A 25,737-nucleotide genomic window follows, 5' to 3' on the forward strand; every position below is an offset into this window, starting at 1 on the left:
GTGCGCAAGCCCTTCAACGCAGGATGCGATGAGCGCGGCGACCCGCGTCCTTCAATCCGTCTGCGACCGCCACTCGCGCGCGAGCAGACCGTAGATCGCCGAATCCTGGCATTCGCCGGCGACGTTCCAGCGTTCGCGCAGCAGGCCCTCGCGGCGGAAACCCAGGCGTTCCACCAGCCGGCACGAGGGCAGGTTGCGCGGGTCGATATCGGCCTCGATGCGGCGCAGCGATAGGGTCGAATACGCGTAGTCCAGCACCAGCCGCAGCGCTTCCTGGGCGTAGCCGCGGCTCCAATGCGCGGATCGCAGCGCATAGCCGATCTCGGCCCGGCCCTGGGCGCGCTGGATGTCGAACAAGGTGGTCGCGCCGATCAGGCGGTCGTCGTCGCGCCCGACGACGGCCCAGCACAGCATCTCTTCGTTCGAGCGCGCCGCGATCGCCCGGGCCAGGTGGTCCTCGGCCTGATGGCGCTGGGTCCAGGCCGGGAAACTCCAGTAGCGCATCACCGCAGGGTCGGCGTGCAGGGCGAAGAAGTCGCCGAGGTCGTCGCTGCGGAAGCCGCGCAGGCGCAGGCGTTCGCCGCGCAGCAGCGGCAGGTCGTCGCGCTCGACCGTTTCATCGTGGACAAGATTCATCGTGGACAAGAGAGGACATGGGCGCGAAACCGATCGAAGGACGCGGCAGCTGTGCTAGCGTGGCCCGCAGTCACGGAACCGCAGTCTGCCATGTCCGCCAATCCTCGTCGCACCAAGATCCTCGCCACCCTCGGCCCGGCCACCGATCCGCCGGGCGTGCTCGATGCGCTGCTGACCGCAGGCGTCGACGTGGTCCGCCTCAATTTCTCCCACGGCGATCCCTCCTCGCAGGTCGCCCGCGCGACCGCGGTGCGCGAAGCCGCGCAGCGGGTCGGCGTCGAGGTCGGCATCCTCGCCGACCTGCCGGGTCCGAAGATCCGCATCGAGCGTTTCGCCGAAGGCCGGGTGCTGCTCAAGGCCGGCGACCGCTTCGACCTGGTCGCCAGCACCGACGCGCCGCCGGGCAGCCTGCGCGAAGTCGGGGTCAGCTACCTGGGTCTGCCCAACGACGTGAAGGCCGGCGACGTGCTGTTGCTCGACGACGGCCTGCTGCAGCTGCGCGTGGACGCGGTCGAAGGCCAGCGCATCGTCAACACCGTGCTCAACGACGGCGTGCTCTCGGACCGCAAGGGCCTGAACAAGCAGGGCGGCGGCCTGTCGCTGGGCGCGCTGACCGAGCGCGACAAGGAACTGATCGCGGTCGCCGCCGAACTCGGCGCCGACTTCATCGCGGTCTCGTTCTGCCGCAACGCCGCAGACATGAACGAGGCCCGCCGCATCGCCCGCGCCGCCGGCAGCGACGCCGCGCTGGTGTCCAAGATCGAGCGCGCCGAGGCGATCGAGAACCTCGCCGAGATCGTCGAGGCCAGCGACGTGGTCATGGTCGCGCGCGGCGACCTGGGCGTGGAGATCGGCGACGCCGAACTGCCCGGCCTGCAGAAGAAGATCATCCGCGAGTCGCTGGCCCGCAACCGCGTGGTCATCACCGCCACCCAGATGCTGCAGTCGATGGTCGACAGCCCGATCCCGACCCGCGCCGAAGTGCTGGACGTCGCCAACGCCGTGATCGACGGTACCGACGCGGTGATGCTGTCGCAGGAGTCCGCCGCCGGCCGCTATCCGATCAAGGCGGTGGAGGCGATGGCGCGCATCTGCCTGGGCGCCGAGCGCCAGTTCGACCACGACACCGATTTCGAAGCCGCGCCGCGCAACCTCGAACGCGCCGACCAGGCGATCGCGATGGCGGCGATGTTCCTGTCCGAGCACATCGGCGTGCGCGCGATCGTGGCCCTGACCGAGTCCGGCGGCACCGCGCGCTTCCTGTCGCGGTTCCGCTCCAACTCGCCGATCTACGCCTTCTCGCGTCATCCCGGCGCGCGCCGGCGCATGGCCCTGATGCGCGACGTCTACCCGATCGACTTCGACAGCCGCGGCCTGGCCTCGCGCGACGCCGCCCGCAGCGCGGTCAAGCAGCTGTTCGACACCGGCAAGCTGGCGATCGAGGAACGGGTGATCTTCACCAGCGGCGACACCATGGAACAGCACGGCGCCACCAACACCCTGCGCCTGCTCCAGGTCGGCGCCGGCGGCTCCGCCGAGGGCCTGGGCGAGCTGTAAGCCTGTTCGTCGCGGCCTCATCCTCGGCCGATCAGCACAAGGCCCAGCTCACGCTGGGCCTTTCTTCTATCGGTCGTTGACGATACAGGGTTCGCGTCCGTGACCGTCGTCGTCAAAGTTTCATGACTAAAGTGCTTTCAGCGGCATCGCGCCACATATCGGCATCGTGTATCAAGCGAGTTATTAGTGGCATAGCCAGTAGATGCCACTCCGATGATGCCGTATCGAGCATTTGAGGGGCCCGAGGCCTCCAGCAACAGCACCGAATCCAGCGTCGCATCGGCCTGGTCCGGGCTGCGCGGCGGCACCGCGGCCATGGCGGTGGCGACCAGCAGGCGCTTGCCGCCGGCGAGGGCGAGCGCTTGCACGCGCAGGCCGCTGCGCTCTTCGGCGTCGTAAGGGCGCAGTGCCTTGTCGACGGCGGCGCGGTCCAGGCGCCGCCGGCCCAACGGGGCGCGCAGCTCGCGCTCGACCGCACGGCGCTCGACCGCACTCACTTTCCCGCGATGACAGGTGCCGGCGCCGAGGGTTTCGTCGCTGGCCAGACCGATCAGCTGTTGGTCGCGCTCGGTCGCCACGGCGGTATATATCCCGGTCGGCCAGTCCCCACCCGTCGGGATGGCACATCTCGCTTGTTGCGATGAGCTCGGGTTACAACGGCGCTCGCGGCGGGCGAATGCGACCGCGGCGACTGGACCATCAAGGCAGGGGTTGGAATGAACAAGCGATTCAAATGGATATGGCGGGCGGCGCTGGCCGCGTCGATGCTGGCTTCGGCGTCGGCCTGGGCGGCGGACGAGGACGCCTACGATTTCGGCGGCATGTTCGGCCTGTACCCGGAGGGCGGGGTGGTCAAGTACTACAACAATCCCGCGACCGGAGCGGCCAGCTGTCCCGCGGGTTACGACGCCAGGCAAGTATTCGGCACCGGCAACGTGGATTGGTCGATGTTCCTGTGTACGCGACCGCATGTCGCCGGTCGCGCGCCGCTGTACGACTTCGGCGGTATGGTCGGTCTGGCCAATGGCTCGGAAGAGGGCGCGTTGCCCTGGCGCGGCTACTATTACTTCGTTAATCCTTTCACGCATACCCACGAGTGCCCGAACGGCTACCAGGCCCGGCAGGTCTTGGGTACGCCGAGCGTCGATAACAACTTGTTCTATTGCTACCGGCCGCATGTCGAAGGCGGTCTGCGCATGGATTTCGGCGGCATGACCGGCCTCGGTGCGGTCGAATACCCGAACCCCGCGACCGGCGTCGCTCGCATTTGCCCCTCCGGTTACTCTCGCTACGCGGCATTGGGGAGTCCCAATGTCGATTATCAATTCTTCTACTGCGGCAATCCGCGCAATGCGAATCTTCAGGCGGCCGGCAAGGGCAGCCTGGGCCTGGGCGAGCCGATTGTGCCGAATGCGATTAGTCGGTATCCGTACGACACGGCGAAGCAGATCGAGGATGTCGACCGGCAAGTGCTGGTCGCCAAGGGGTTCCGGCCCCGTGTCTTTCGCATGTGGATGCTGAATACCCATCTGCTGGTCGACGAGAACACGTTCGGTCCCTATCTCGGTCTGCATCGGCGGGCAGTGGACGGACTGAGGGACGCCAACATCACCTTGGTGGGCGTCGACAATAGCTTCCCGCAATGGCTGACCGGCCATGCATCGCGAAATAATTCGTGGGTTTTACCGTGCGTCGATACGCCTCTGCAGCCCAGTGCGGCCTATCGGGCCTTCCTTGCCCGCTATGAGCGCAGCTGGACCACGATCGCACGCGAATTCCCGGAGATCGAGCTGTGGCAGATCGCCAATGAGACCAACGGCCCCACAGTCCTTGCGCCTCCTTTGGTAGGCCAGGCTGACGCTTGTTCGGACAGACGCGAGGAATTCACCGAGATGGATCGGGTCAACATCACCCTGGACCTCATGTTTGCGGCCCGGCGTGGAATCAAGGCAGGTAACCCGGCCGCCAAGGCGGTGATGCCGCCGCCGTCGCCGCTGGGGCATAACGACCTTGAGCCGATCAAGACGTTCATCAAAGCCCTCTACGAAGGTATCGCCAGCGGGCGGCGCGGTCCGCCGGATGCGCGCCAGTACTTCGATGTGGCGTCGTGGCATCCGTACATCTTTCGCGATGCCGACGACAGCACCTGGGTCGCCAAGAACGAAGCCATTCACGATGTGCTGGAAGGCTATAACGACGACACTTTGCCGGTGATCCTGTCCGAGGCTGGCAACTCGAGTACGCGTTGCACCGGTACGCCGGATGAAGTCACCGGCCAGTATCCGTCCTGCGCCAAGGCTGATCCGGCAGAGCTGGCGCTGTGGATGAAGAACACGCTGTATCACACCCACAAGCTCGTGGAAACGGAGCCGGGCCAGTTCGAGGCTGCGCTACCTTGGCTGACCTATCTGATCTGGTTCCGCATGGCCGACGCACATGGCTTTGATCCCGACTTCCCCAGCCCGGAGCCGTTCTACGGACTGCTCAAGGTTGAAGGCGAGCCGTGGTCAGCATCGGCTGACGTGTTCTGCCGCCAGACCGGTTGCTACTGGCCGGAGAGCATCCCGTTCTGAAGGCGAGACGGCGGGCGGCATGGCCGCCCGCCGTCTCCGGCACGATTTCGCTCCAGTGCCTTCTTCGGGCCATGGCATCGGTATCGATCGACAAGGTGCCTCCCTGTAACCGATTACCGCGCAACGCGTCGCAAGTCACTGATTGAACAGGGTAAGGCTCAAGGCAAGGTTCACCGTCAGCGGCTATAATCGTGGGCTTCCCACCGCTGCCGCAGGATCTCCATGAGCATCGAACAGCTTGCCGAAACCGCCCAGGCCATGGTCGCCGCGGGCAAGGGCATCATCGCCATCGATGAGTCCAACAACACCATCGCCAAGCGCTTCGCCGGCGTGGGCATCGAGAACAGCGAAGAGAACCGCCGCGCTTACCGCGAGCTGCTGCTGAGCACGCCCAAGCTGGGCGACTACATCTCTGGCGCGATCCTGTACGACGAAACCATCCGCCAGTCGACCAAGTCCGGCGTGCCGTTCACCAAGCTGATGGCCGACAACGGCATCATTCCGGGCATCAAGGTCGACAAGGGCCCGCAGCCGCTCGCCGGCTTCCCGGGCGAAGTGGTCACCGAAGGCCTGGACGGCCTGCGCGCGCGCCTGGAGGAGTACTACAAGCTCGGCGCCCGCTTCGCCAAGTGGCGCGCGGTCATCAACATCGGCGACGACATCCCGTCGGGCACCTGCATCGAAGCCAACAGCCACGCCCTGGCGCGCTACGCCGCGCTCTGCCAGGAGCAGGGCCTGGTGCCGATGGTCGAGCCGGAAGTGATCATGGACGGCAGCCACGACATCGACGCCTGCTTCGAAGTCACCGAGGTCGTGCTGCGTTCGCTGTTCGGCGCGCTGTACGAGCAGAGCGTGATGCTCGAGGGCACGATCCTGAAGGCCTCGATGGTGCTGCCGGGCACCACCAGCGACGAGCAGGCCAGCGTCGAGGAAGTCGCCGCGGCGACCCTGCAGTGCCTGAAGTCGACCGTGCCGGCGATCCTGCCGGGCATCGTGTTCCTCTCGGGCGGCCAGTCCGACGAGGACGCGACCGCGCACCTGGATGCGATGAACCGCATGGGCCCGAATCCGTGGCCGCTGTCGTTCTCCTACGGCCGCGCCATGCAGTCGGCCGCGCTCAAGTTGTGGTCGCAGGACCTGGTCAACAACGTCGCGTCGGCGCAGCAGACCGTGTTCGCGCGCGCCCGCGACAACGGCCTTGCCGCGCTCGGCCAGTGGCAGTCGGCCGCGTAAATCGCGCAGCACGACTCGACTCAACGGAAACGCCGGCCTTGCGCCGGCGTTTTCGTTTCCGGGGTTCGCGCCGGCCCTTAGCCGACCCCGCTCCCGCCGAGCGGAAGAGGGGTGGGGGGAGGGCAGCGTTTCGGCCTCCGGCTAACGCCATTTAGCTAGATCGGCCGCCCGCCAAAGCCGGGTAGACTGACCGCAGTCGATGCAGGAGGCAGCGCGCATGGCCGAGTCGAAGAAGGTCGCGATTTCCCCCGAGGCCGCTGCGGCGGTCGCGCGCGGCGATCTGATCGCGGCGATCAAACTGGTGCGCGACAGCAACGGCAAGATCGAGCTGCGTCTGGCCAAGGAAGCGGTGGAGGCCTGGCGCGACAGCCGGCCGCTGCCCAGCGCGAGCGTGATCAAGCCCGCGTCGAGCCCGGGGTCGGCGCCATCGGCGCACGGCGGCCTGCCCGCGGCCGCGTTGCTGGCGCTGTCGCAGGGCAAGACCATCGAGGCGATCAAGGTTCTGCACCAGTCCGGCATGGACCTGCGCACCGCCAAGGAGCGGGTCGAAGCGCACATCCATGGGCATGCGAAGGCCGCGGCGACGATGCGTTCGGGCAATGCCGCTACGACCCGCCCGATCACAGCTGCGACCGTACGCCCGCCGACCGTGCAGCACGACGACAGCGACCGCCGAGTGGTGGTGTTCGCGCTGCTGGCGGTGGCCCTCGCCCTGATCGTCTACGTTTGGGACGCGGGCTGGTTGTAACGTCTGCGTCGCTGCGCAACGGCGGCCGCAACCCTCGCCGTAGGATGCACTGAGCGCAGCGAACCGCATCTGGCCACGAGGCACACCGTTATCGATGCGGCTCGTTGCGCTCACCGCACCCTATGAAGCGCGAGTTTGCGAAGTGCGGGGTCGCGAAGCGCAGATCCGTGCAGTGCGACCCGCGCTCACGTTTCCTCGTCGCCCGCTGCACTCGCGCAGCGACGGCATGCGTCGCCGCGCGTAGTAGCCGACGATCACGCTCTGGATCCAGTACGTCCACAGCAGCCTGCCCACGCTCCAGTGCAGCGCCAACGCTGCGACCAGGGTCGCGGCGTTGGACAGCAGCAGGTTGCGGGCCGACGGGCTCACGCGCTCAGGACAGGCCGGCCAGCCACTCGTCGTCGGAACCTTCGTTGACGCCTTCGAACAGCAGCGTGCTGAGATAGCGCTCGCCGGTGTCGGGCAGCATCGCCAGGATCACCGCGCCCGGCGCCGCGGTCTTGGCGACTTCCAGCGCCGCGGCCGCGGTCGCGCCTGCGGAAATGCCGACGAACACGCCTTCCTCGGCGGCGAGCCGGCGCGCGGTGTCGCGCGCGAGCATGTCCTCGACCGGCAGGATCGCGTCGGCGGCCTGAGGGTTGAGCACTTCCGGCACGAAGTCGGGGGTCCAGCCCTGGATCTTGTGCGGTTGCCACTCCTTGCCGCTGAGCAGGGCCGCGCCGGCCGGTTCGGACACGGTCACGCGCACCTCCGGCCGCGCCAGCTTGAGCATCTCGCCGACCCCGGTCAGGGTGCCGCCGGTGCCCCAACCGGTGACGAAATGGTCGAGCCTGCGGCCGGCGAAATCCTGCAGGATTTCCGCGGCGGTGGTCTGGCGGTGGTAGGCCGGGTTGGCCGGATTCTGGAACTGGCGGGCCAGGAACCAGCCGTGCTGTTTGGCCAGTTCCTCGGCGCGCCGGACCATGCCGCTGCCGCGCTCGGCGGCCGGCGTCAAGATCACCTTGGCGCCGTAGGCGCGCATCAATTTGCGGCGCTCGACCGAGAAGGTTTCCGACATCGTCGCCACGAAGTGGTAACCGCGCGAGGCGCAGACCATCGCCAGGGCCACGCCGGTGTTGCCGGAGGTCGCTTCGATCACGGTGTCGCCGGGCTTGAGCAGGCCGCGCGCCTCGGCGTCGAGAATGATCGCGATGGCGAGGCGGTCCTTGACCGAGCCGCCGGGATTGAAGGATTCGACCTTGGCGTACAGGGTGACGTGGGCGGGGGCGATGCGATGCAGCCGCACGATCGGCGTGCGGCCTATCGTGTCGAGAATGCTGTCGTAAATCATGTTCGGCGGCTCCTGAGTGGGGGACGGGAGGAGGATGGGGGAGGCGAACGGGGCGGGCGACCGCCGCGGACGATCTCCGACCCGATGCGGGTCCGGCTCGCGACCCGCCACATTCGGCAAACCTTACACGCGCTGGCCGGCGCGGGCCGGCCACGCAGGCCCGCGGCGTCAACCAATGGCCCACGCGAACGTTAACGCAGGGCCGCTAGAATCGCCCGGCTGGGCCTTTGCGCGCCTGTCGCGGCCGCGCGTCCAGTCTCCCTTCCGTGTTTCCCGTTCAGAGAACCGCATGCGCCTTGCCCCCGGATTCCGTGCAGCTTGCTTCCGCGCCAGCTGCGCGCTCGTCGTCGTTCTGGCCGTAGCGGCCTGCAGCAAGGGCGAGGAACGCCAGCAGGGCGGCGGCGGCGACCGGCCGGTGCCGGTCACGATCCAGGCGGCCGCGCTGCGGCCGTGGAACGACACCGTGCAGGCGCTGGGCAACGTCAAAGCGCGCGAATCGGTGACCGTCACCGCCAAGGTCAGCGAGACCGTGCAGCGCGTGCATTTCGACAGCGGCGACGTGGTCGCCGCGGGCGCGCCGCTGATCACCCTGACCGGACAGGTGCAGCAGGCGTCGCTGGAACAGGCGCAGGCCACCGCCAAGGAGGCCGAGAGCCTGTACCAGCGCCAGACCGAACTGGCCGCGCAGCAGTTGATCGCGCGCTCGGCGCTGGACACGCAGCGCGCCACCCGCGACGCGGCGCGCGCGCGCGTGGCGCAGATGGCCGCCGATCTCGACAACCGGGTGATCCGCGCACCGTTCAGCGGCGTGCTCGGCATCCGTCAGGTCAGCCCGGGTTCGCTGGTGACCCCGGGCACGCCGATCGCGACCCTGGACGACACCGCGCGCGTCTACGTCGATTTCCCAGTGCCGGAAACCCTGCTGGCCAACATCGCCGTCGGCCAGCGCGTGAGCGGCACCAGCGCCGCGTATCCGGGCCGCGCCTTCGAAGGCCAGGTCAGCACCGTCGACGCGCGCGTCGATCCGGCCACGCGCGCGATCACCGTGCGCGGCGACTTCGCCAACGGCGACCGCGCGCTGCGGCCGGGCATGCTGGTGCAGATCACCCTGGAACGCCCGCAGCGCCAGGCCTTGCTGATCCCGGAGATCGCGGTGGTCCAGGTCGGCAACGACTCGTTCGTGTATCGGGTCAAGCCCGACAGCACGGTCGAGCGCGCCGACGTCAAGATCGGCACTCGCCGCGAAGGCCTGGCCGAGATCGTCGAAGGCCTGAAGGCCGGCGACCGTGTCGTGATCGACGGCACCGGCAAGCTGCGCGCCGGCAGCAAGGTGGCCGAGGGCGGCAACAAGCCGGCCGCGGCCGCGAAGGACGGCGCCAATGGCTGAGCGCGCGCATCGGCTGTCCGCCAACGCCGCAGCGCAGGGCTGAGCGACGATGAATCTGTCCGATCTCTCGATCCGCCGTCCGGTGTTCGCCACCGTGATGAGCCTGCTGCTGATCACCCTGGGCGTGATGGCGTTCTCGCGCCTGACCCTGCGCGAACTGCCGGCGATCGATCCGCCCATCGTCTCGGTCGACGTGACCTATCCCGGCGCCTCGGCGGCGGTGGTCGAAACCCGCATCACCCAGGTGCTTGAGGACGCCCTGGCCGGCATCGAGGGCATCGAGACCATCGAGTCGCGCAGCGTCAACGGACGCGCCTCGATCAGCATCGAGTTCACCCTGCAGCGCGAGATCGAGGCCGCGGCCAACGATGTGCGCGACGCGGTCAGCCGCGTTACCAATCGCCTGCCCGAAGAAGCCGATCCGCCGCAGATCGAGAAGGTCGAGAGCGACGCCGACCCGATCATCTGGCTCAACATGAGCTCCAAGCAGATGGACACGCTGCAGCTGTCCGACTACGCGGAGCGCTACGTCGTCGATCGCCTGTCGTCGGTGGACGGCGTGGCCCAGGTCCGCATCGGCGGCCAGCAGCGCTACGCGATGCGGATCTGGCTGGACCGCGACGCCCTGGCCGCGCGCGACATCACCGTCAACGAGGTCGAGGCCGCGCTGCGCGCCGAGAACGTCGAGCTGCCGGCCGGCCGGATCGAATCCGAATCGCGCGACTTCACCCTGCGCGTGGCGCGCAGCTACCAGAAGCCCGAGGACTTCGCCCAGATTCCGCTGCGCAAGGGCGCCGACGGCTACGTGGTGCGCCTGGGCGACGTCGCCAAGATCCAGCTCGACTCGGCCGAACGCCGCGCCTACTACCGCAGCAACGGCGAACCCAACATCGGCCTGGGCATCGTCAAGACCTCGACCGCGAACAGCCTCGACGTGGCGCTGGCGGTGCGCAAGGCCGCCGACACCATCCGTCCGTCGCTGCCGCAGGGCACCGACATCTTCGTCGCCTTCGACACCACGGTGTTCATCGAATCGGCGGTGGAGCGCGTCTATCACACCCTGGCCGAAGCGATCGTGCTGGTGCTGATCGTGATCTGGCTGTTCCTGGGCAGTTTCCGCGCCGCGCTGATTCCGGCGGTGACGGTGCCGGTGTGCCTGATCGCCGCGTTCATTCCGCTGTACCTGTTCGGCTTCTCGATCAACCTGCTGACCCTGCTCGCGCTGGTGCTGTGCATCGGCCTGGTGGTCGACGACGCGATCGTGGTGCTGGAGAACATCCAGCGCCGCGCCGACCTGGGCGAACCCAAACTGGTCGCGGCCGCGCGCGGTACCAAGCAGGTCGCGTTCGCGGTGATCGCGACGACCGCGGTGCTGGTGGCGGTGTTCCTGCCGGTGGGCTTCATGGAAGGCAACACCGGGCGCCTGTTCCGCGAGTTGTCGGTGGCGCTGGCCGGCGCGGTCGCGATCTCGGCCTTCGTCGCCCTGACCCTGACGCCGATGATGTCGTCCAAGCTGGTACGCCCGCACAAGGACGAGAAGTCCAACCCGATCAACCGTTGGGTCAACGCGCGCCTGGACGGCGTCAGCGTCCGTTACCGGCGTTGGCTCGACCGCAGCGTCGAGCGCCCCTGGCTGTTCGGCATGCTGATGTTGGCCGCGATCGGCCTGAGCTACGGCCTGTTCCGTTACGTGCCCTCGGAACTGGCGCCGCCGGAAGACCGCGGCGCGTTCCAGATCTCGATCCTCGGCCCTGAGGGCGCCGGCTTCGATTACACGGTCAAGCAGGTGCAGCAGGTCGAGAAGATCGTCGCCGCGCACGTCGGCCCGGACAAGACCATCCAGCGCTACAACCCGCGCGTGCCCGGCGGCTTCGGCGCCAGCGAGGAAATGCACACCGGCCGCATCGCGGTGTTCCTGCAGGACTGGGACAAGCGCGACGTCAGCACCGCCGACGTCGCCGACAGCCTGCGCGCCGAGCTCGGCCAGCTCACCGGCGTGCGCGCGCTGCCGCAAGTCGGCGGCGGCCTGGTGCGCACGCGCGGCCAGCCGATCCAGATCGTGCTCGGCGGTCCCGAGTACACCGAGCTGGCGCAGTGGCGCGACAAGCTGCTCGCGCGCATCGAGAAGAACCCCGGTTTCTTCTCCGCCGATTCGGACTACAAGGAAACCCGGCCGCAGATGCGGGTCGAGATCGACCGCCAGCGCGCCGCCGACCTCGGCGTCAGCGTGACCGATATCGGCCACGCGCTGGAAACCATGATGGGTTCGCGCCGCGTCACCACCTTCGTCCAGAACGGCGAGGAGTACGACGTGATCGTGCAGTCCGACAAGGCCCTGCGCGCTTCGCCGGCCGATCTGGCCGCGATCCAGGTGCGCGCGCGCGACGGCGCGCTGGTGCCGCTGTCGAACCTGGTCACGCTGCAGGAACTGGCCGAACCCGGCAGCCTCAACCGCTTCAACCGCCTGCGTTCGATCACGATCAGCGCGGGCCTGACGCCGGGCTATCGCATGGGCGAGGCCATCACCTGGCTCAACCAGGCCGTGCGCGAGGAGTTGCCGGACCAGGCCCAGATCGACTGGAAGGGCGAATCGCGCGAGTACCAGGCTGCCGGCGGCGCGGTGCTGCTGACTTTCGCCCTGGCCCTGCTGGTGGTGTACCTGGTGCTGGCCGCGCAGTTCGAGAGCTTCATTCATCCGTTCGTGATCATGCTGACCGTGCCCTTGGGCGTGCTCGGCGCATTGATCGGCCTGGCCGTCACCGGCGGCACGCTCAACCTGTTCAGCCAGATCGGCATCGTCATGCTGGTCGGCCTGGCGGCGAAGAACGGCATCCTGATCGTCGAGTTCGCCAACCAGTTGCGCGACGAGGGCCGCAAGATCCACGAGGCGATCGTCGAGTCCGCGGCGGTGCGCCTGCGTCCGATCCTGATGACCTCGATCGCGACCGTGGTCGGTGCGCTGCCGCTGGTGCTAGCCGGCGGTCCGGGCTCGGCCAGCCGCGCGACCATCGGCGTGGTGGTGATCTTCGGCGTGTCGTTCTCGACCCTGCTGTCGCTGTTCATCGTGCCCGCGTTCTACGTGCTGCTGGCCAAGTACACCCAGTCGCCGGAAGCGGTCGCGCACGAGTTGGAGAAGCTGGAGCGCGAGACCCCGCAGGCCGGCGGTCACGCCTGATCCGCTGCGCGGGAGCGGTTTGCGCCGCTCCCGCCGCCGCCGTCGCGTATTTCGATTTGCGCCGGAGCGCGGGCGTATTAGGCTAGCGGCATGAACCGCGCCTCCAGCCGCCATGGCCCGCCTCCGACGGGCGCGGGCTACATCCTGCGCCGGTGGCGCGGCGACGACCTCGACAGCCTGCTCGCGCACGCCGACGACGCCCAGGTCGCGCGCGGCGTCAGCGACCGCTTCCCGCACCCGTACACGCGCGACGACGGCGAACGTTTCCTGGCCGGCGAAGTGGTGAGCTTCGACGATCCGGTCTACGCCATCGAGGTCGGCGGCCGTGCCTGCGGCGGCATCGGCGTGCGGCCGGGGCAGGGCGAACGCGGCTACGGCGCCGAGCTGGGCTATTGGCTGGGCCGCGCGCACTGGAACGGCGGCTTGATGACGCGGGTAGTCGGCGCGTTCGCGCCCTGGGTGATGGACGAACTCGGCCTGCACCGCCTGTTCGCGACGGTGCTGGACAGCAATCCGGCCTCGGCGCGGGTGTTGCTGAAGAACGGTTTTATCGAAGAGGGCGCGCAACGCTGCGCCGTGGTCAAGTACGGCGAACTGCACGATCTGCGTGTGTTCGCCAAGGTGAGAAGGAGTCTGCAAGATGCGCCGTGATCCTCCCCGTGGTCCGCGCCCGCCCGGCGGCGGCGATCCCTGGCGGCGCGAAGGCGCAGGCGACGAACGCAGGCCCGGCCGCGAACGCGCCGACGATCGCCCTGGCGAGCGTGCGAGACCCGAGCGTGCGACACCCGAGCGTGCGACACCAGAGCGTGCGACACCAGAGCGTGCGACACCAGAGCGTGCGACACCAGAGCGTGCGACACCAGAGCGTGGCCCGCGCGAACCGGGCAACGCCGGTCCCTGGGCCGGTCGCGGCGACGACCGCAACCCGCGCAACGACGATCGCAACCGCGGCGGCGAGCCCGCGCGCGGCCGCGACACGCCCTGGCGCGAGCGCGCACCGCAGGCGCCGCGCGGCGCCGAGCGCAGCGGCCCCGTGCATCCGCGCAGCGAACACCCGCGCAGCGAGCATGCGCGGCCTTCGCGTCCGCCGCGCGACGACGCTCAGGGTTACCAGGTCGGCGAGCGCCTGGACGAAGCGCAGCTGCAGGCCGAGGCCGCGCCGCGTCGCGCGCGCGATCTGGAGCTGCGCCTGTACGGACTCAACGCGGTGCGCGCGGCGTTCGCGCGCCGTCCGCAGGCGATCCGCAAGCTGTATCTGACCGAAGCGCGCATTCCAGCCCTGCAGCCCTTGCTGGCCTGGTGCGTCGCCCATCGCGTCGGTTATCGCGTGGTCGAGGAGGGCGATCTCGACAAGCTCGCCGCCAGCAGCCATCACGAAGGCGTGGTCGCCGACGTGCTGCGCGAGGAGGTCGGCTCGCTGTCGACCTGGCTGCGCGATCTGCCGGCCGGTCCGCAGGCCGCGCTGTGGCTGGACGGCGTCGGCAACCCGCACAACCTGGGCGCGATCCTGCGCGCCGCCGCGCATTTCGGCGTGTCGGCGGTGCTGCTGCCCAAGCATTCGCCCCTGGCCCTGTCCGGCGCCGCCGCGCGCGTCGCCGAGGGCGGCGCGGAGGCGGTGCCGATGGTGCGCCTGGGGCGCGAGGACAACGCGATCGCGCAATTGCACGGCGCCGGCTTCGCGCTGGCCGCGACCGTGGTCCACGGCGGCGGCGACCTGTTCGCGACCGCGCTGCCGGAGCGCTTGGTCTATGTGATCGGCGCGGAAGGCGAGGGCATGGATCGCGAACTGGCCGCGGCCTGCGACCTGCGCCTGTCGATCCCCGGCAGCGGCGCGGTCGAAAGCCTCAACGTCGCCTCGGCTACGGCGGTGTTCCTGGCGGCGTGGGCTGCGCGAAAGCGGGGCTGAGGGCGTTCGTAGGCGGCGGCGCGTCGCCGCAACACAGCAAGACCAAGTCCCACCAGTCCTCTCGACAAAGGGGACTTGTGGGCAAGTTCAATACTGCCGATAGCTCGCTGGCCCCCTTAAAAAAGGGGGGCAAACGTATGCGCAACGGGCGCTGGGGGATTTGCTGCGGCTGTTGTCCCAGCTCAGACGAACAGCCCCGCAGGTAGACGCCGAGCCGGCGCCGCGGCTCAGCTCAAGCGCCGGATCGCATCCATCACCACCGCATAGGCGTCGGCCTTGTCCGGGTCGGCGATCATCGCGCGCAGGCAGCTCGCGGTCGCGGCCAGTTTCACCGTGTCCAGCGCATCGTGGTGGGAGTTCTTGCTCATGTCGTCCAGCGCGGCCTGCATGGCCTGGGCCGCGCAGCGCACCGCGTAGGAGAAGTCGCCGGCGCTGTCGAGCACGCTGTGCAGGCTCAGTTTCACCGCGTCGACGATCTGCGGATTGACGCCGCCCATGACCGCGTTCTTGAGTTCGGCCGCGCTTTGTTCGGCCTTGGCCTGCAGTTGTTGCGGGCCGTCCGGCGCCTGCGTGTCCGTGCTGTAGATCTGGATCGCGCCCTGAGCGGCCGCGGATTGCAGCAGGATGTTCATCTGCTGTTGCTGCATCACCGCGTTCTCGAACAGGATGCCGGTGGAGCGGGCCATGCTTTGGTAGATCGAGCCCATCGCGAACGCCGGCGCTTCGCCGATGACTTTGACGTTGGACTGGGTGATGGAGTCGGTGATCTGGTCGTTGACGGCGGTCGGGAAGGACATGGCGGCGTTCCTGGTCGGTGAGTGGGCGTTCCTTGCGCGATCAGTCTAAGGCCGCGCAACGACGCCAGGGGGCGGCCGTGAACCGATACGACGAATGGATTCGGCGCGAGCGACGAACGGTCGTTGCCGGGGCGACGACGGGCTCGGCTAGGGCACGCCGCGGGCGATCAGCGGGCGAGGGCGCGACGACGCGCACGGCGACTTCGGCAAGGGAGCGCCGGCCGCAGCCGGCGCCCCGTGGTTGGAGCTTGCGCCTCGGAACTTACTCTTCGGAACTTACTCTTCAGGAACCGCGGCGGCCTTGGGCTGGCTGCCGAAATCGCCGTCGGCGGACGCGGCCAGGTAGGCGAACACCGCATAGGCCGCGACGTTCTGCGCCAGCGCCTGGGGATCGATCTTGTCGAAGGTATCGTCGGGCGTGTGGTGCAGGTCGAAGTAGTCGCTGCCGTCCTGGGCCAGGCGCGCCCAGGCCATGCCGCGCTCGGCGATCGGACCGATGTCCGGCCCCGGGCCGCCGCTGCCCGGCGTGTGCTCGATGCCCAGCGGCGCCAGCGCTTCGGCGATCTGCTTGTCGGCGGCCTGCGCGTGCGCGGGCGCCGAGCTGGAGTAGGCGTAGATGCGGCCGGCGCCGAAGTCGCTCTCGGCGCCGATCTGATGCTTGGCGACCGCATTGGCGTGCGCCGCCGCGTAGGCCTTGCCGCCGTACAGGCCCTGCTCTTCGTTGGCGTAGGCGATCACGCGGATGCTGCGCGCGGGGCGCTGTTTCATCTCGCCGATCAGCTTGCCGGCGGCCATGGTCAGGCCGACGCCGGCGCCGTCGTCGATCGCGCCGGTGCCCAGGTCCCAGGAATCCAGGTGGCCGCCGATCACCACGACCTCGTCGGGCTTCTTGCTGCCGCGGATTTCGCCGATCACGTTGTGCGAACTCACCTGGCCGTTCCAGCCGCAGTCCAGGGCCACGCGGACCTTGACCGGTCCCTTGGCGACCAGGCGCGCGAGCTGGTCGGCGTCGGGCGCGGCCAGCGCGGCCGACGGGATCGGGGTCAGGCCTTCGTCGAAACGGGTGATGCCGGTGTGCGGGGCGCGGTGCGAGTCGGTGCCGGCCGAGCGCATCAGCATCGCGCTGGCGCCGGCGCGGATCGCCGCCGACGGCGCGCGGCTGCGTACGCGCGAGCCGGGGCCGTAGCCGGCGCCGTCGCGGGCGCGCTGCATGCGGTAGTCGACGAAGGCGATCTTGCCGGCCAGCGAGCCGGCCGGCGCGGCTTCGAGCGCGGCCAGATCGGCGAAGCGCACGACTTCGGCCTCGACCGTGCCGCCCGGGCTGCCGCCCAGCGCGGTCAGGGTCAGCGGCTGGCGGTGCGCGCCCAGCACTTCGGCGCGCTCGCTGCGGCGCTCCCACTTCGGGAAGCTGACCGGCTCCAGCCAGACCTTGTCGAAGCCGAGTTCGCGGAACTTGGCTTCGGCCCAGGCGACCGCGCGCGCATCGGCTTCGCTGCCGGCCAGGCGCGGCCCGACTTCGGTGGTCAGCGATTCGGTGATGCGGTAGCCCAGGTCGCTGGCCAGCGCGCGCTCGCGCAATTGCGCGGCATTGGCGATCGCAGCTTCCGGAATGCGGGTTTCGCGCTCGGCGGCATGGGCCGGACCGATCAGCGACGAGACGGACAAGACGGCGACGATCGCCGCCCACAACGGTGCACGCATTCCCAACTCCCCGGCTGCAAAGACGAAGCGTCGAGCTTAGCAAGCCGGCGCGCTTCGCCTGCATGCCTCAAGTCACGCCGGACTTGAGCCTTATTTGTCGCTGCCTATCGCCGCGCTTGAGGCTGGTGCGAAAGTTTGCCGAAGCAGCGTTTTCGTTTCGGCGCGCGCCGCGCCTTTCGCTTCGGGACTTCGGGATTTCGGGCCTTCGTGGCTTCGGGCCTCGTGGCTTGGGGCCTGAGCGCTTTGGGGTAGGAGCGGCGTAAGCCGCGACCGCGCAATGGCCATGGATTCGCAATCGCGGCTCACGCCGCTCCCACATTGGCCCGGCGATTCCGCTGTGGGAGCGGCGTGAGCCGCGATTTCGCAGGCGCCGGAGCCGCGCGGTCGCGGCTGGCGCCGCCACTACCCCAAGCGGGACGCAGGACTCCAAAAAGCGCAACGGCCGCACTGGGCGGCCGTCGTGGGCTCTTCGCGGAGGAGCGCTTACTTCTTCAGCGAATCGCGAATCTCGCGCAGCAGCGCGATGTCCTCGGGCGTGGCCGGGGCTTCGGCGGGCTTGCGCAGCTTGTTGTACGCCTTGAGGACCAGGAAGATCACCAGCGCGATCAGCAGGAAATCGATCGCCGTCTGCAGGAACAGGCCGTACTTGACCGCGACTTCGGCCGCGACTTCCTTGCCGGCCGCGTCCAGCTGCGAGGGCTTGAGCACGAATTTCCAGTCGCTGACGCTGACGCCGCCGCTGGCGTAGCCGATCAGCGGCATCACGATGCCGTCGACCAGTGCGGTGACGATCTTGCCGAACGCGGCGCCGATCACCACGCCGACCGCGAGGTCGACGACGTTGCCGCGCGAAATGAATTCCTTGAACTCGCTGATCATGCCCATGGCGGATCTCCCTGGAAGTGCGGCACGGGGGTGCCTGGCGCCCGACTATACCGTCGCGGGCGCGATACGGCCGTGCAACTCGGCCACGCCTTCGAGCACGGCGTGGTAGCGGTCGCCCGGTTGCAGCGCGGCGACCCCGGCCGGCGTGCCCATGAACACCAGGTCGCCGGCGCGCAGCGCATACAGCCGCGACAACTCGTGCAGGATCTCGGGCACGTTCCACACCAGGTCGTCCAGCGAGCCGCGTTGGCGGATTTGGCCGTTGACCTCGAGGGTGAGCGCGCGTGCGCCGAGTTCGCCGACCTCGGCCGCGGGCACGATCGGGCTGATCGGCGCGGAATGGTCGAAGGCCTTGCCGGTGTCCCAGGGCAGGCCCTTGGCCTTGGCCGCGGTCTGCAGGTCGCGGCGGGTCAGGTCCAGGCCGACCGCGTAGCCGAAGATCAGCGCCGTGGCGTCGGCCGGGTCGAGTTCGCCGGCGGGCGCGTCGCGGCCCAGCGCCACCACCAGTTCGACTTCGTGGTGCAGGTCCTCGGTGCCGCGCGGGTAGGGCACGGCCTCGTCGAGCACGATCGCGTCGGCGGGCTTGAGGAAGAACACCGGGTTGCCGCGGTCGGCGGCGGAGGTCGGTACGGCGGCGCCCATTTCGCGCGCATGCTCGGCGAAATTGCGGCCGACGCAGTAAATGCGGCGGACCGGGAACTGTCCGCCGCCGCGGACCGGAATACGGGGCTGCGGCGCGGCCGCGATCACGTCGGTCATTGCTGGCCTTACAGGGGACGGGTGGTATCGGCGCGCTCGACGCGCGCGGCATCGACGACGCGGAACTCGCCTTCGACGATGCGCGGGTCGCGCGCCGCCATCGGCTGGCCGCGGCGCTTCCACAGTTTGTAGACGATGCCGGCGGCGATCATGGCCGTGCCGATCACGACGCTGAACATCACCAGCAGCGCCAGCAGTCCCAGGCCGACGATGCCGACGGCGAAGCGCAGCAGCCGGTGGCGCGGCTTGCGCGGCTCGAAAGCGTGGCGCATGCGCTGCTGGAACTGGTGGTGGTCGAAGCGGAAGCTGTGGGCGAACATTTCTTGCGTCGTGACACAATGCGGCAACAAGGCCGGGCAGGCGAGTATCGGACCAGCGATGAACGAGGGTGTGAGAACTTCGTTAAACCATGCCGAAGCCGGCATTTCGGCGGCGCAGCCCTTGATTTCATTGGAGCGCATCGCCGTCGGCGGCTTTGCCGAGGCCGAGGCGACCATCGACGGGGACGCCGAATCGCTGCTGCTGTACCGCGACGGCGACGCCGTGCGCGCCTGGCTCAACATCTGCCCGCACGCCGGCCGCCGGCTGGACTGGGCGCCGGGCCAGTTCCTCAGGAGCAAGGACGGGCTGCTGGTGTGCGCCGCGCATGGCGCCAGTTTCGAGCTGGCCGGCGGCGAATGCGTGGCCGGCCCCTGTCGCGGCGAAGCGCTGCGCCCGATCGCGGTGGTGGTGCGCGATGGGGCGGTCTGGTTGGCCTGAGGACAGGGATTTGCTCCCGCGCGCTTACTTTCCCCAGAACAGCAGGTTGACCATCAGCACCGCGATCAGGGTGTAGATCAGCGACAGCGGCGCGCCGATCTTCCACAATTCCTTACCGGTGTAACCGGCCGGGCCGGTGATCATCGAGATCACCGGGTTCGACGCGGTCATGAAATTGTTGGACGCCGACAGCGCCACGATCAGGGCGAACGCGGTCGGGTTGCCGCCCGCGGCCAGGGCCAGGTTGACCGCCAGCGGTACGACCACGATGGTCGCGCCGACGTGGCTGATCACCAGGGAAAAGATCGTCGTCAGCAGGCCGATCAGCAGCTCCAGCAGCCACACCGGCGTGCCTGTGGGCAATCGCTCGATGGTGTGGCCGGCGATCCAGGCCGCCGCGCCGCTGGAATCCATGGCCCAGCCCAGCGGGATCAGGCAGGCCATCAGGAATACGGTCTTCCAGTTGATCGCCGCGTAGGCCTCGTCGATGTTGATGACGCCGGCGATCAGCATGCCGGCCACACCGGTCATCAGCGCGATCGACACCGGCAGCCGCGACGACAGCGCCAGCAGCATGGCCACGGCGAAGATGGTCAGCGCCAGCTTGAGCTTGTGCGGACGCTGCTCGCCCTTGGGGTAGTCGGTAACGACGACCAGGTCCTTGCTCGCCGCGACATCGGCCAGGTCGGTCCAGATGCTGTGCAGTACCAGCATGTCGCCGGCGCGCAGCGGCACGTTGCGTACGTTCTCGCGCAGCACCTGCTTGTCGCGATTGACCGCGAGCAGGCTCAGGCCGGCCTGCTTGCGCAGGTGCAGGTCGCCGGCGGTCTTGCCGATGTAGCCCGAAGTGGCCGGGATCACCGCTTCGGAGATGCCGGCGCGGCTGGGATTGAACAGGTCGCCGAAGGTGCGCAGGCGCGAGGACAGGCGCAGGAAATGGTTCTGGGCGAAGTCGCTGACGTGCTGCTTGGATCCCATCGCGCCGAGCACGCTGCCGACCCAGATGCGGGTATCGGCCGGCGGCGACAGCCGCGATTCGTTGTCGCTTTTCAGCGCCAGCAGCAGCGGCGCGCCGCGCAGCGCTTCGGCCTCGCCCAGCGACATGCCGACCAGCGGGCTGTCGGCGGTGACGGTGAGCTCGTAGACATCGCCCTCGATGCCGTAGGCCTTGGCGAAGTAGCTCTGGGTGCGCGCCGGGGTCGCGCCCTTGTCGCTGTCGTCCTTGAGCAGCTTGTCGCCGAAGAAGTGGAAATACGCCAGCGAGGCGGCCAGCAGGGCCAGGCCGATCGGCAGCGGCGCGAACATCTTCAGCGGTTCGATCGTGGCCGCGCCCGAGGGCAGGTTGCTGTTGGCGTTGAGCAGCAAGTCGTTGAGCAGGATCAGCGGCGAGTTGCCGACCATGGTCAGGGCGCCGCCCATCACGATCGCCGCGGCGATCGGCAGCAGCAGGCGCGGCAGCGACAGGCCGGTGCGCGAGGACAGGCGCGAGGCGACCGGCATGTACAGCGCCATCACCGACGGGTTCTGCATGAACGAGGAATTGAGGCCGGCGACCGCGGTGGTCAGCAGCAGCAGGCGCTGTTCGACGCCGTGCGCGCGCCGCAGCAGCCAGCCGGCGAGCCGGTTGAGCGCGCCGGTGCGGTCCAGGCCGGCGCCCAGGATCATGGTCGCGATGATGCTGATCACCGCGTTGCCGGAGAAACCGTTGAACAGCTCGTCGGGTTCGACCAGGCCGGACAGGCCCAGCAACACCAGCACCACCAGCGCGACCACGTCGGCGCGGATGCGCTCGAACAGGAACATCGCCATCGTGAAGCCCACCAGCCCGAGTACGAGCTTCATGTCGGTGGTGAGCGTCAGCGCGGTGTCCATGCCGGATCGGTCAGGGCTCGTCAGGTGCGGTCGTAGAGCAGATCCCAGACGCCGTGTCCCAGCTTCTGGCCGCGGGTCTCGAAATGCGTTTGCGGGCGCCAGTCCGGACGGGGCACCGCGCCGCGCGCTCCGGCGCGGTTGGCGAGGCCCTGGGTCGCGTCCAGAACGTCCCACATCTGTTCGGCATAGTCCTGCCAATCGGTGGCGAGGTGCAAGCGACCGTCGCCGGCGAGCTTGCGCACCAGCAGCTGCGCGAACTCGGGTTGGACCAGACGGCGCTTGTTGTGGCGCTTCTTGTGCCAGGGGTCCGGGAAGTAGATCCGGATCTCGTCCAGCGCGCCGTCGGCGACTTCGTTGTTGAGCACCTCGACCGCGTCGTGGTGATAGAGGCGGACGTGGTCGCTGGCGTCTTCGGCCAGCGCGTTCAACAGGCGGCCGACGCCGGGGGCGTGGACCTCGATGCCGATCAGGTCGCGGTCCCGGTCGTGCCGGGCCGCGAAACGCAGGGCGTCGCCGTTGCCGAAACCGATTTCCATGACGCGCTTGGCGCTGCGGCCGAAGATCGCGTCGTAGTCGCGCGGCGCGCCTTGGTAGTCGATGCCGAAGCGCGGCCACAGCTCGTCGAAGGCGCGCTGCTGGGCCGGGGTGAAGCGGCCCTGGCGCAGCACGAAGCTGCGCACCTGGCGCCGGCCTTCCTCGACCGTGAACGGCTTGGGCGGGGTCTTGGCGCCGTCGCTGGAGAACGGATCGGTCATCAGCCGATCAAACCGTCGACCGGCGAGGACGCGCTGGCGTAGCGCTTGCGCGGGATGCGTCCGGCCTTGAACGCGGCGCGTCCGGCCTCGACCGCGAGCTTCATCGCATGCGCCATCAGGATCGGATCGCGGGCGCCGGCGATGGCGGTGTTCATCAGCACGCCGTCGCAACCCAGCTCCATCGCGATCGCCGCGTCCGAGGCGGTGCCGACGCCGGCGTCGACGATGATCGGCACCTTCGCGTTCTCGACGATTTCCAGCAGGTTGTACTTGTTCTGCACGCCCAGGCCCGAGCCGATCGGCGCGGCCAGCGGCATCACCGCGACGCAGCCGATCTCTTCCAGGCGCTTGGCCAGGATCGGATCGTCGGAGGTGTAGACCATCACGTCGAAACCGTCGCGCACCAGGATCTCGGCCGCGGCCAGGGTCTGGACCACGTCCGGGAACAGGGTGCGCTGGTCGCCCAGCACCTCCAGTTTCACCAGCGTGTGGCCGTCGAGCAGCTCGCGCGCCAGGCGGCAGGTGCGCACCGCGTCGTCGACGTTGTAGCAACCGGCGGTATTGGGCAGCAGGGTGTAGCGGTCCGGCGGCAGCACGTCGAGCAGGCTGGGCTCGCCGGGGTTCTGGCCGATGTTGGTGCGGCGGATCGCGACGGTGACGATCTCGGCGGCGGCGGCCTCGCTGGCCAGACGGGTTTCGGTCAGGTCTTTGAACTTGCCGGTGCCGGTCAGCAGGCGGGAACGGTAGGACTTGCCGGCGATGACCAGCGGATCGGAGAAGGCGGTGTCAGTCATCGCCCAATTATGGCCGATCGCACCCTCCAATGCCTGGCTGGAGCGGCGTGAGCCGCGATGGGGGCGGTGGCATGCGGTAGCAGCCGCGCGGTTTTGCGGAGGGGTGGGGCGGGGCGATGCGCTGCGCCTTTGGCTTACCGCGACCTGCGGGCCTTGGCTTTGGGGTAGGAGCGGCGTAAGCCGCGACCGGGGCCTGCGGGCGCGACACGGGTGATCGCGTTGCCGCTTCATGTGGGAGCGGCGTGAGCCGCGATGGGGGCTGCGCGGGCGATGTAGGTCTGGGTTGGGGCGTTGCGCTGTTTCCGGCGTCGCTTCGGTGAGCTGCGCGTTGCCGTCCTTGGCGCTACTTACTTAGCTTCGGATCGTCCGGCCCGGCCATCCCTGGCCGGGCGTTCGCCCGGACTGCGCGGCAGTGCCGCGCAAAGCTCGTCCGGGCTCACCCACCCCCCAGCGCATGCACGATCTCGACCTTGTCCCCCGCGCCCAGCGCATGCACGGCATGCGCGCCGCGTGGGACGATTTCGCCGTTGACCTCGACCGCGACCCGGCGTTCGCCCAGGCCCTCGTCCAGCAGCAGTTGCGCGACTGTGGTCGCGGCCGCGATCGCGCGCGGCTCGCCATTGAGAGTGATGTCCATGCCGGCTATTGTCCCGCGCCGCCCGGCGCTCGGCCAGGGCGGGCTGCGACCGCTGTGCCGAGGCTGGCCGCCGGGCTGGGGTTTTGCCGCACTGCGCCTTGTATGTCGCAGCGCCGCATGCTTCGATGCCGAGCCATCCGCGGGCGTACTGTCGCACCGCGGCAGACGTTGCGCCCCGATACCTAACGCTTACTCACGATCTCGCAGGGAATCCCATGATCAAACCCGTTCGCACCGTGCTCGCCGCCGCCCTGGCGCTGGCGACCGCGCCGGCCTTCGCCCAGACCTATTCGCAGACGGTCTTCTTCGGCGACAGCCTGACCGACTCCGGCCATTTCCGCCCCGCGCTGATCCAGGCGGTGGGCCCGAACGGCGCCTTGCTCGGTCGTTTCACCACCAACCCGGGCCTGGTCTGGTCGGAGTACCTGGCCGACTACTACGGCACCAACGCGGTCAGCGACAACCAGGGCGGCACCAATTACGCCGTCGGCGGCGCCCGCACCGGCACCAACACCAGCGGCGCGCTGGGCCCGATCCCGTCGCTGAACACCCAGGTCACCGGCTACCTCGCCGCCAACGGCGGCCGCGCCGACTCGCGCGCGCTGTACACCGTCTGGGGCGGCGCCAACGACCTGTTCGCGGTCGCCGGCGGCGCCCCGGCCAGCACCATCGGCACCGCCGTCGCCTCGCAGATCGGCGTGGTCGGCGCGCTGACCAACGCCGGCGCCAAGTACATCCTGGTCCCGACCATCCCCGACCTGGGCCTGACCCCGCAGTTCCGCGCCGGCGGCGCCGCCCAGCAGGCGGCGGGCACCCAGCTGTCGAGCACCTACAACACCGCCCTGTTCGGCGGCCTGGCCACGGCCGGCTACCGGGTGATCCCGCTCGACACCTTCAACCTGCTGCGCGAGATCACGTCCAACCCGGCGCCGTACGGCATCACCAACGTCACCGGCACCGCCTGCAATCCGCAAATCACGGCGTCCTCGCTGACCTGCAGCCCGCTCAACTACGCCGACCCGACCGCGCCGGACACCTACGCCTTCGCCGACGGCGTGCATCCGTCCTCGCGCGCGCACAAGATCCTCGGCGACTACGCCGTGTCGATCCTGGAGGCGCCGCGCCAGATCGCGCTGCTGCCCAATTCCGAAGCCATGGTCGGCCGCTCGCGCGCCGATCGCGTCGCCAATCACCTGGGCGCCAAGCCCGAGGGCGACGGCATGCGCTGGTGGGCCGACGCGCGCGGCGACTTCCAGCGCTACGGCAAGGGCGACAGCTACGACGGCGCCGGTCCCGGCCTGAGCGGCGGCGTCGACTGGACCCGCGGCGACTGGGTGTTCGGCGCCTTCGCCGGCTACAGCCGACAGAGCCTGGACTGGGGCCGCAACGGCGGCGAGTTCGACCAAAACGACGCCACCCTGGGCGGCTTCGCGGCCTGGTACGGCGCCAACGCGTGGGTCAACGGCCAGCTGAGCTGGACCAAGGTCGACTACGACACCGACCGCCGCGTCGTGCTCGGTCCGACCAGCCGCGTCCACAGCGGCTCCACCGACGGCCGCAACCTGACCGCCGCGATCAACGCCGGCTGGGAATTCGGCGAAGGCGCGCTGCGCCACGGCCCGGTGATCGGCGTGACCGCCCAGCAGATCGACGTCGACGGCTTCAAGGAAAGCGATCCGGCCCTGGCCACCTCGCTGGCCTACGGCGATCAGAACTACGACTCGCTGATCGGCAGCGCCGGCTGGCAGGTGAGCTACGCCATCAACGACCACCTCAAGCCCTACGCCCGCCTGACCTACGACCACGAGTTCGAGGACGCCGACAAGGAAGTGTTCGCGCGCCTGCAGTCGATGCCCGGCACCGCGCCGTACGCGGTTCCCGGCCACGACTTCGACCAGAGCTACGGCACCTTGCTGATCGGCGCGCGCACCCAGCTGTTCGGGCTCGACGCCAACCTCGGCACCAGCGTCACCGTGGGCCAGGCCGGCGGCAACCACGCCACCGTGTTCGCGACCATCGGCGCCGGCTTCTAAGCATCGGCGCAGGCACCACGCCGCGCGGGCCCGCAACGGGTCCGCGCGGTTTGCCAACCCGCAAGGGCGCGCATAGACTTCGCCGCATGCGGGTGTAGTTCAATGGTAGAACTGCAGCTTCCCAAGCTGCTAGCGTGGGTTCGATTCCCATCACCCGCTCCATATCGAGACGGCGGCACGTCCCAGCGGACGGCCGCTGT

Annotated in this window: 20 protein-coding genes, 1 tRNA gene and 2 pseudogenes; 11 read left to right on the forward strand and 12 right to left on the reverse strand. The window is 69.1% G+C overall.

The window, feature by feature from the left end; genetic code table 11:
* Nucleotides 1–51: 51 nt before the first annotated feature.
* Nucleotides 52–636, reverse strand: coding sequence for a GNAT family N-acetyltransferase (locus ASD78_RS05290; protein ID WP_055903759.1), 585 nt, complete (start codon nt 634–636; stop codon nt 52–54).
* 90 nt (nt 637–726) lie between these two features.
* Between ASD78_RS05290 and pyk the strand changes: the two genes are divergently transcribed.
* Complete coding sequence (gene pyk, locus ASD78_RS05295; RefSeq protein WP_056098871.1) at nt 727–2,193, forward strand: pyruvate kinase; 1,467 nt, start codon at nt 727–729, stop codon at nt 2,191–2,193.
* Between the two features lie 137 nt (nt 2,194–2,330).
* On the opposite strand, the gene ASD78_RS05300 is transcribed toward pyk, so the two are convergent.
* Nucleotides 2,331–2,771: a hypothetical protein gene (locus ASD78_RS05300; RefSeq protein ID WP_056098875.1), complete on the reverse strand. Its 441-nt coding sequence runs from the start codon at nt 2,769–2,771 to the stop codon at nt 2,331–2,333.
* Nucleotides 2,772–2,909: 138 nt separating this feature from the next.
* Here ASD78_RS05300 and ASD78_RS05305 point away from each other — a divergent pair, with 138 nt between their 5' ends.
* From ASD78_RS05305 to ASD78_RS05315, 3 genes are all read left to right on the forward strand, one after another.
* A complete protein-coding gene (locus tag ASD78_RS05305; RefSeq protein WP_056098876.1) occupies nt 2,910–4,766 on the forward strand; it encodes a hypothetical protein in 1,857 nt (618 codons plus the stop codon).
* A 222-nt stretch (nt 4,767–4,988) separates the two neighbouring features.
* Nucleotides 4,989–5,999, forward strand: coding sequence for a class I fructose-bisphosphate aldolase (locus ASD78_RS05310; protein WP_055903746.1), 1,011 nt, complete (start codon nt 4,989–4,991; stop codon nt 5,997–5,999).
* 217 nt (nt 6,000–6,216) lie between these two features.
* Nucleotides 6,217–6,747 (forward strand): hypothetical protein, encoded by a 531-nt coding sequence (locus tag ASD78_RS05315; protein ID WP_055903743.1) that lies wholly within the window; start codon nt 6,217–6,219, stop codon nt 6,745–6,747.
* 373 nt (nt 6,748–7,120) lie between these two features.
* Here the strand turns inward: ASD78_RS05315 and cysK are convergent, their stop codons facing one another.
* Nucleotides 7,121–8,077 carry a cysteine synthase A gene (cysK, locus tag ASD78_RS05320; protein ID WP_056098879.1) on the reverse strand — a complete coding sequence of 319 codons (957 nt, stop codon included), beginning with the start codon at nt 8,075–8,077 and terminating at the stop codon, nt 7,121–7,123.
* Nucleotides 8,078–8,366: 289 nt separating this feature from the next.
* Here cysK and ASD78_RS05325 point away from each other — a divergent pair, with 289 nt between their 5' ends.
* The 4 genes and pseudogenes from ASD78_RS05325 to ASD78_RS21440 form a co-directional block, all read left to right on the forward strand.
* Complete coding sequence (locus ASD78_RS05325; RefSeq protein WP_056098883.1) at nt 8,367–9,464, forward strand: efflux RND transporter periplasmic adaptor subunit; 1,098 nt, start codon at nt 8,367–8,369, stop codon at nt 9,462–9,464.
* A gap of 49 nt (nt 9,465–9,513) precedes the next feature.
* A complete protein-coding gene (locus ASD78_RS05330) occupies nt 9,514–12,639 on the forward strand; it encodes an efflux RND transporter permease subunit (RefSeq protein ID WP_056098886.1) in 3,126 nt (1,041 codons plus the stop codon).
* Between the two features lie 90 nt (nt 12,640–12,729).
* Nucleotides 12,730–13,290, forward strand: coding sequence for a GNAT family N-acetyltransferase (locus ASD78_RS05335; protein ID WP_056098888.1), 561 nt, complete (start codon nt 12,730–12,732; stop codon nt 13,288–13,290).
* Between the two features lie 517 nt (nt 13,291–13,807).
* Nucleotides 13,808–14,545: pseudogene (locus tag ASD78_RS21440) on the forward strand (TrmH family RNA methyltransferase); the annotation flags it as partial.
* Nucleotides 14,546–15,108: 563 nt separating this feature from the next.
* On the opposite strand, the pseudogene ASD78_RS21445 reads toward ASD78_RS21440, so the two are convergent.
* From ASD78_RS21445 to ASD78_RS05365, 5 genes and pseudogenes are all read right to left on the reverse strand, one after another.
* Nucleotides 15,109–15,342: pseudogene (locus ASD78_RS21445) on the reverse strand (RebB family R body protein); the annotation flags it as partial.
* A 276-nt stretch (nt 15,343–15,618) separates the two neighbouring features.
* A complete protein-coding gene (locus tag ASD78_RS05350; RefSeq protein ID WP_056098891.1) occupies nt 15,619–17,043 on the reverse strand; it encodes a M28 family peptidase in 1,425 nt (474 codons plus the stop codon).
* Nucleotides 17,044–17,526: 483 nt separating this feature from the next.
* Entirely contained in the window at nt 17,527–17,928 is a 402-nt protein-coding gene (gene mscL, locus ASD78_RS05355; RefSeq protein ID WP_055903724.1) for a large-conductance mechanosensitive channel protein MscL, read from the reverse strand.
* 45 nt (nt 17,929–17,973) lie between these two features.
* Nucleotides 17,974–18,687, reverse strand: coding sequence for a fumarylacetoacetate hydrolase family protein (locus ASD78_RS05360; RefSeq protein WP_056098895.1), 714 nt, complete (start codon nt 18,685–18,687; stop codon nt 17,974–17,976).
* An 8-nt stretch (nt 18,688–18,695) separates the two neighbouring features.
* Complete coding sequence (locus tag ASD78_RS05365) at nt 18,696–19,007, reverse strand: hypothetical protein (protein WP_055903714.1); 312 nt, start codon at nt 19,005–19,007, stop codon at nt 18,696–18,698.
* 103 nt (nt 19,008–19,110) lie between these two features.
* On the opposite strand from ASD78_RS05365, the gene ASD78_RS05370 reads away from it, so the two are divergent.
* The gene (locus ASD78_RS05370; protein ID WP_200944136.1) at nt 19,111–19,446 is read left to right on the forward strand and encodes a Rieske 2Fe-2S domain-containing protein; all 336 of its coding nucleotides are present in this window, start codon (nt 19,111–19,113) and stop codon (nt 19,444–19,446) included.
* A 24-nt stretch (nt 19,447–19,470) separates the two neighbouring features.
* Here the strand turns inward: ASD78_RS05370 and ASD78_RS05375 are convergent, their stop codons facing one another.
* From ASD78_RS05375 to thiS, 4 genes are all read right to left on the reverse strand, one after another.
* Entirely contained in the window at nt 19,471–21,318 is a 1,848-nt protein-coding gene (locus tag ASD78_RS05375; RefSeq protein WP_056098903.1) for an SLC13 family permease, read from the reverse strand.
* A gap of 20 nt (nt 21,319–21,338) precedes the next feature.
* Nucleotides 21,339–22,073 carry a tRNA (guanosine(46)-N7)-methyltransferase TrmB gene (trmB, locus tag ASD78_RS05380; RefSeq protein WP_055903704.1) on the reverse strand — a complete coding sequence of 245 codons (735 nt, stop codon included), beginning with the start codon at nt 22,071–22,073 and terminating at the stop codon, nt 21,339–21,341.
* Nucleotides 22,073–22,867: a thiazole synthase gene (locus tag ASD78_RS05385; protein ID WP_056098907.1), complete on the reverse strand. Its 795-nt coding sequence runs from the start codon at nt 22,865–22,867 to the stop codon at nt 22,073–22,075. The genes trmB and ASD78_RS05385 overlap by 1 nt, the downstream gene beginning before the upstream one ends.
* A gap of 436 nt (nt 22,868–23,303) precedes the next feature.
* Nucleotides 23,304–23,504 carry a sulfur carrier protein ThiS gene (gene thiS / locus ASD78_RS05390; protein ID WP_056098909.1) on the reverse strand — a complete coding sequence of 67 codons (201 nt, stop codon included), beginning with the start codon at nt 23,502–23,504 and terminating at the stop codon, nt 23,304–23,306.
* Nucleotides 23,505–23,719: 215 nt separating this feature from the next.
* Between thiS and ASD78_RS05395 the strand changes: the two genes are divergently transcribed.
* Together ASD78_RS05395 and ASD78_RS05400 are read left to right on the forward strand one after the other, a co-directional pair.
* Entirely contained in the window at nt 23,720–25,537 is a 1,818-nt protein-coding gene (locus ASD78_RS05395; protein WP_056098912.1) for an autotransporter domain-containing esterase, read from the forward strand.
* An 88-nt stretch (nt 25,538–25,625) separates the two neighbouring features.
* Nucleotides 25,626–25,699 (forward strand) — tRNA-Gly (locus tag ASD78_RS05400).
* Nucleotides 25,700–25,737: the final 38 nt, after the last annotated feature.

The organism is Lysobacter sp. Root667, from assembly GCF_001427715.1.
In the GTDB taxonomy this organism is placed as follows: Bacteria; Pseudomonadota; Gammaproteobacteria; order Xanthomonadales; family Xanthomonadaceae; genus Lysobacter.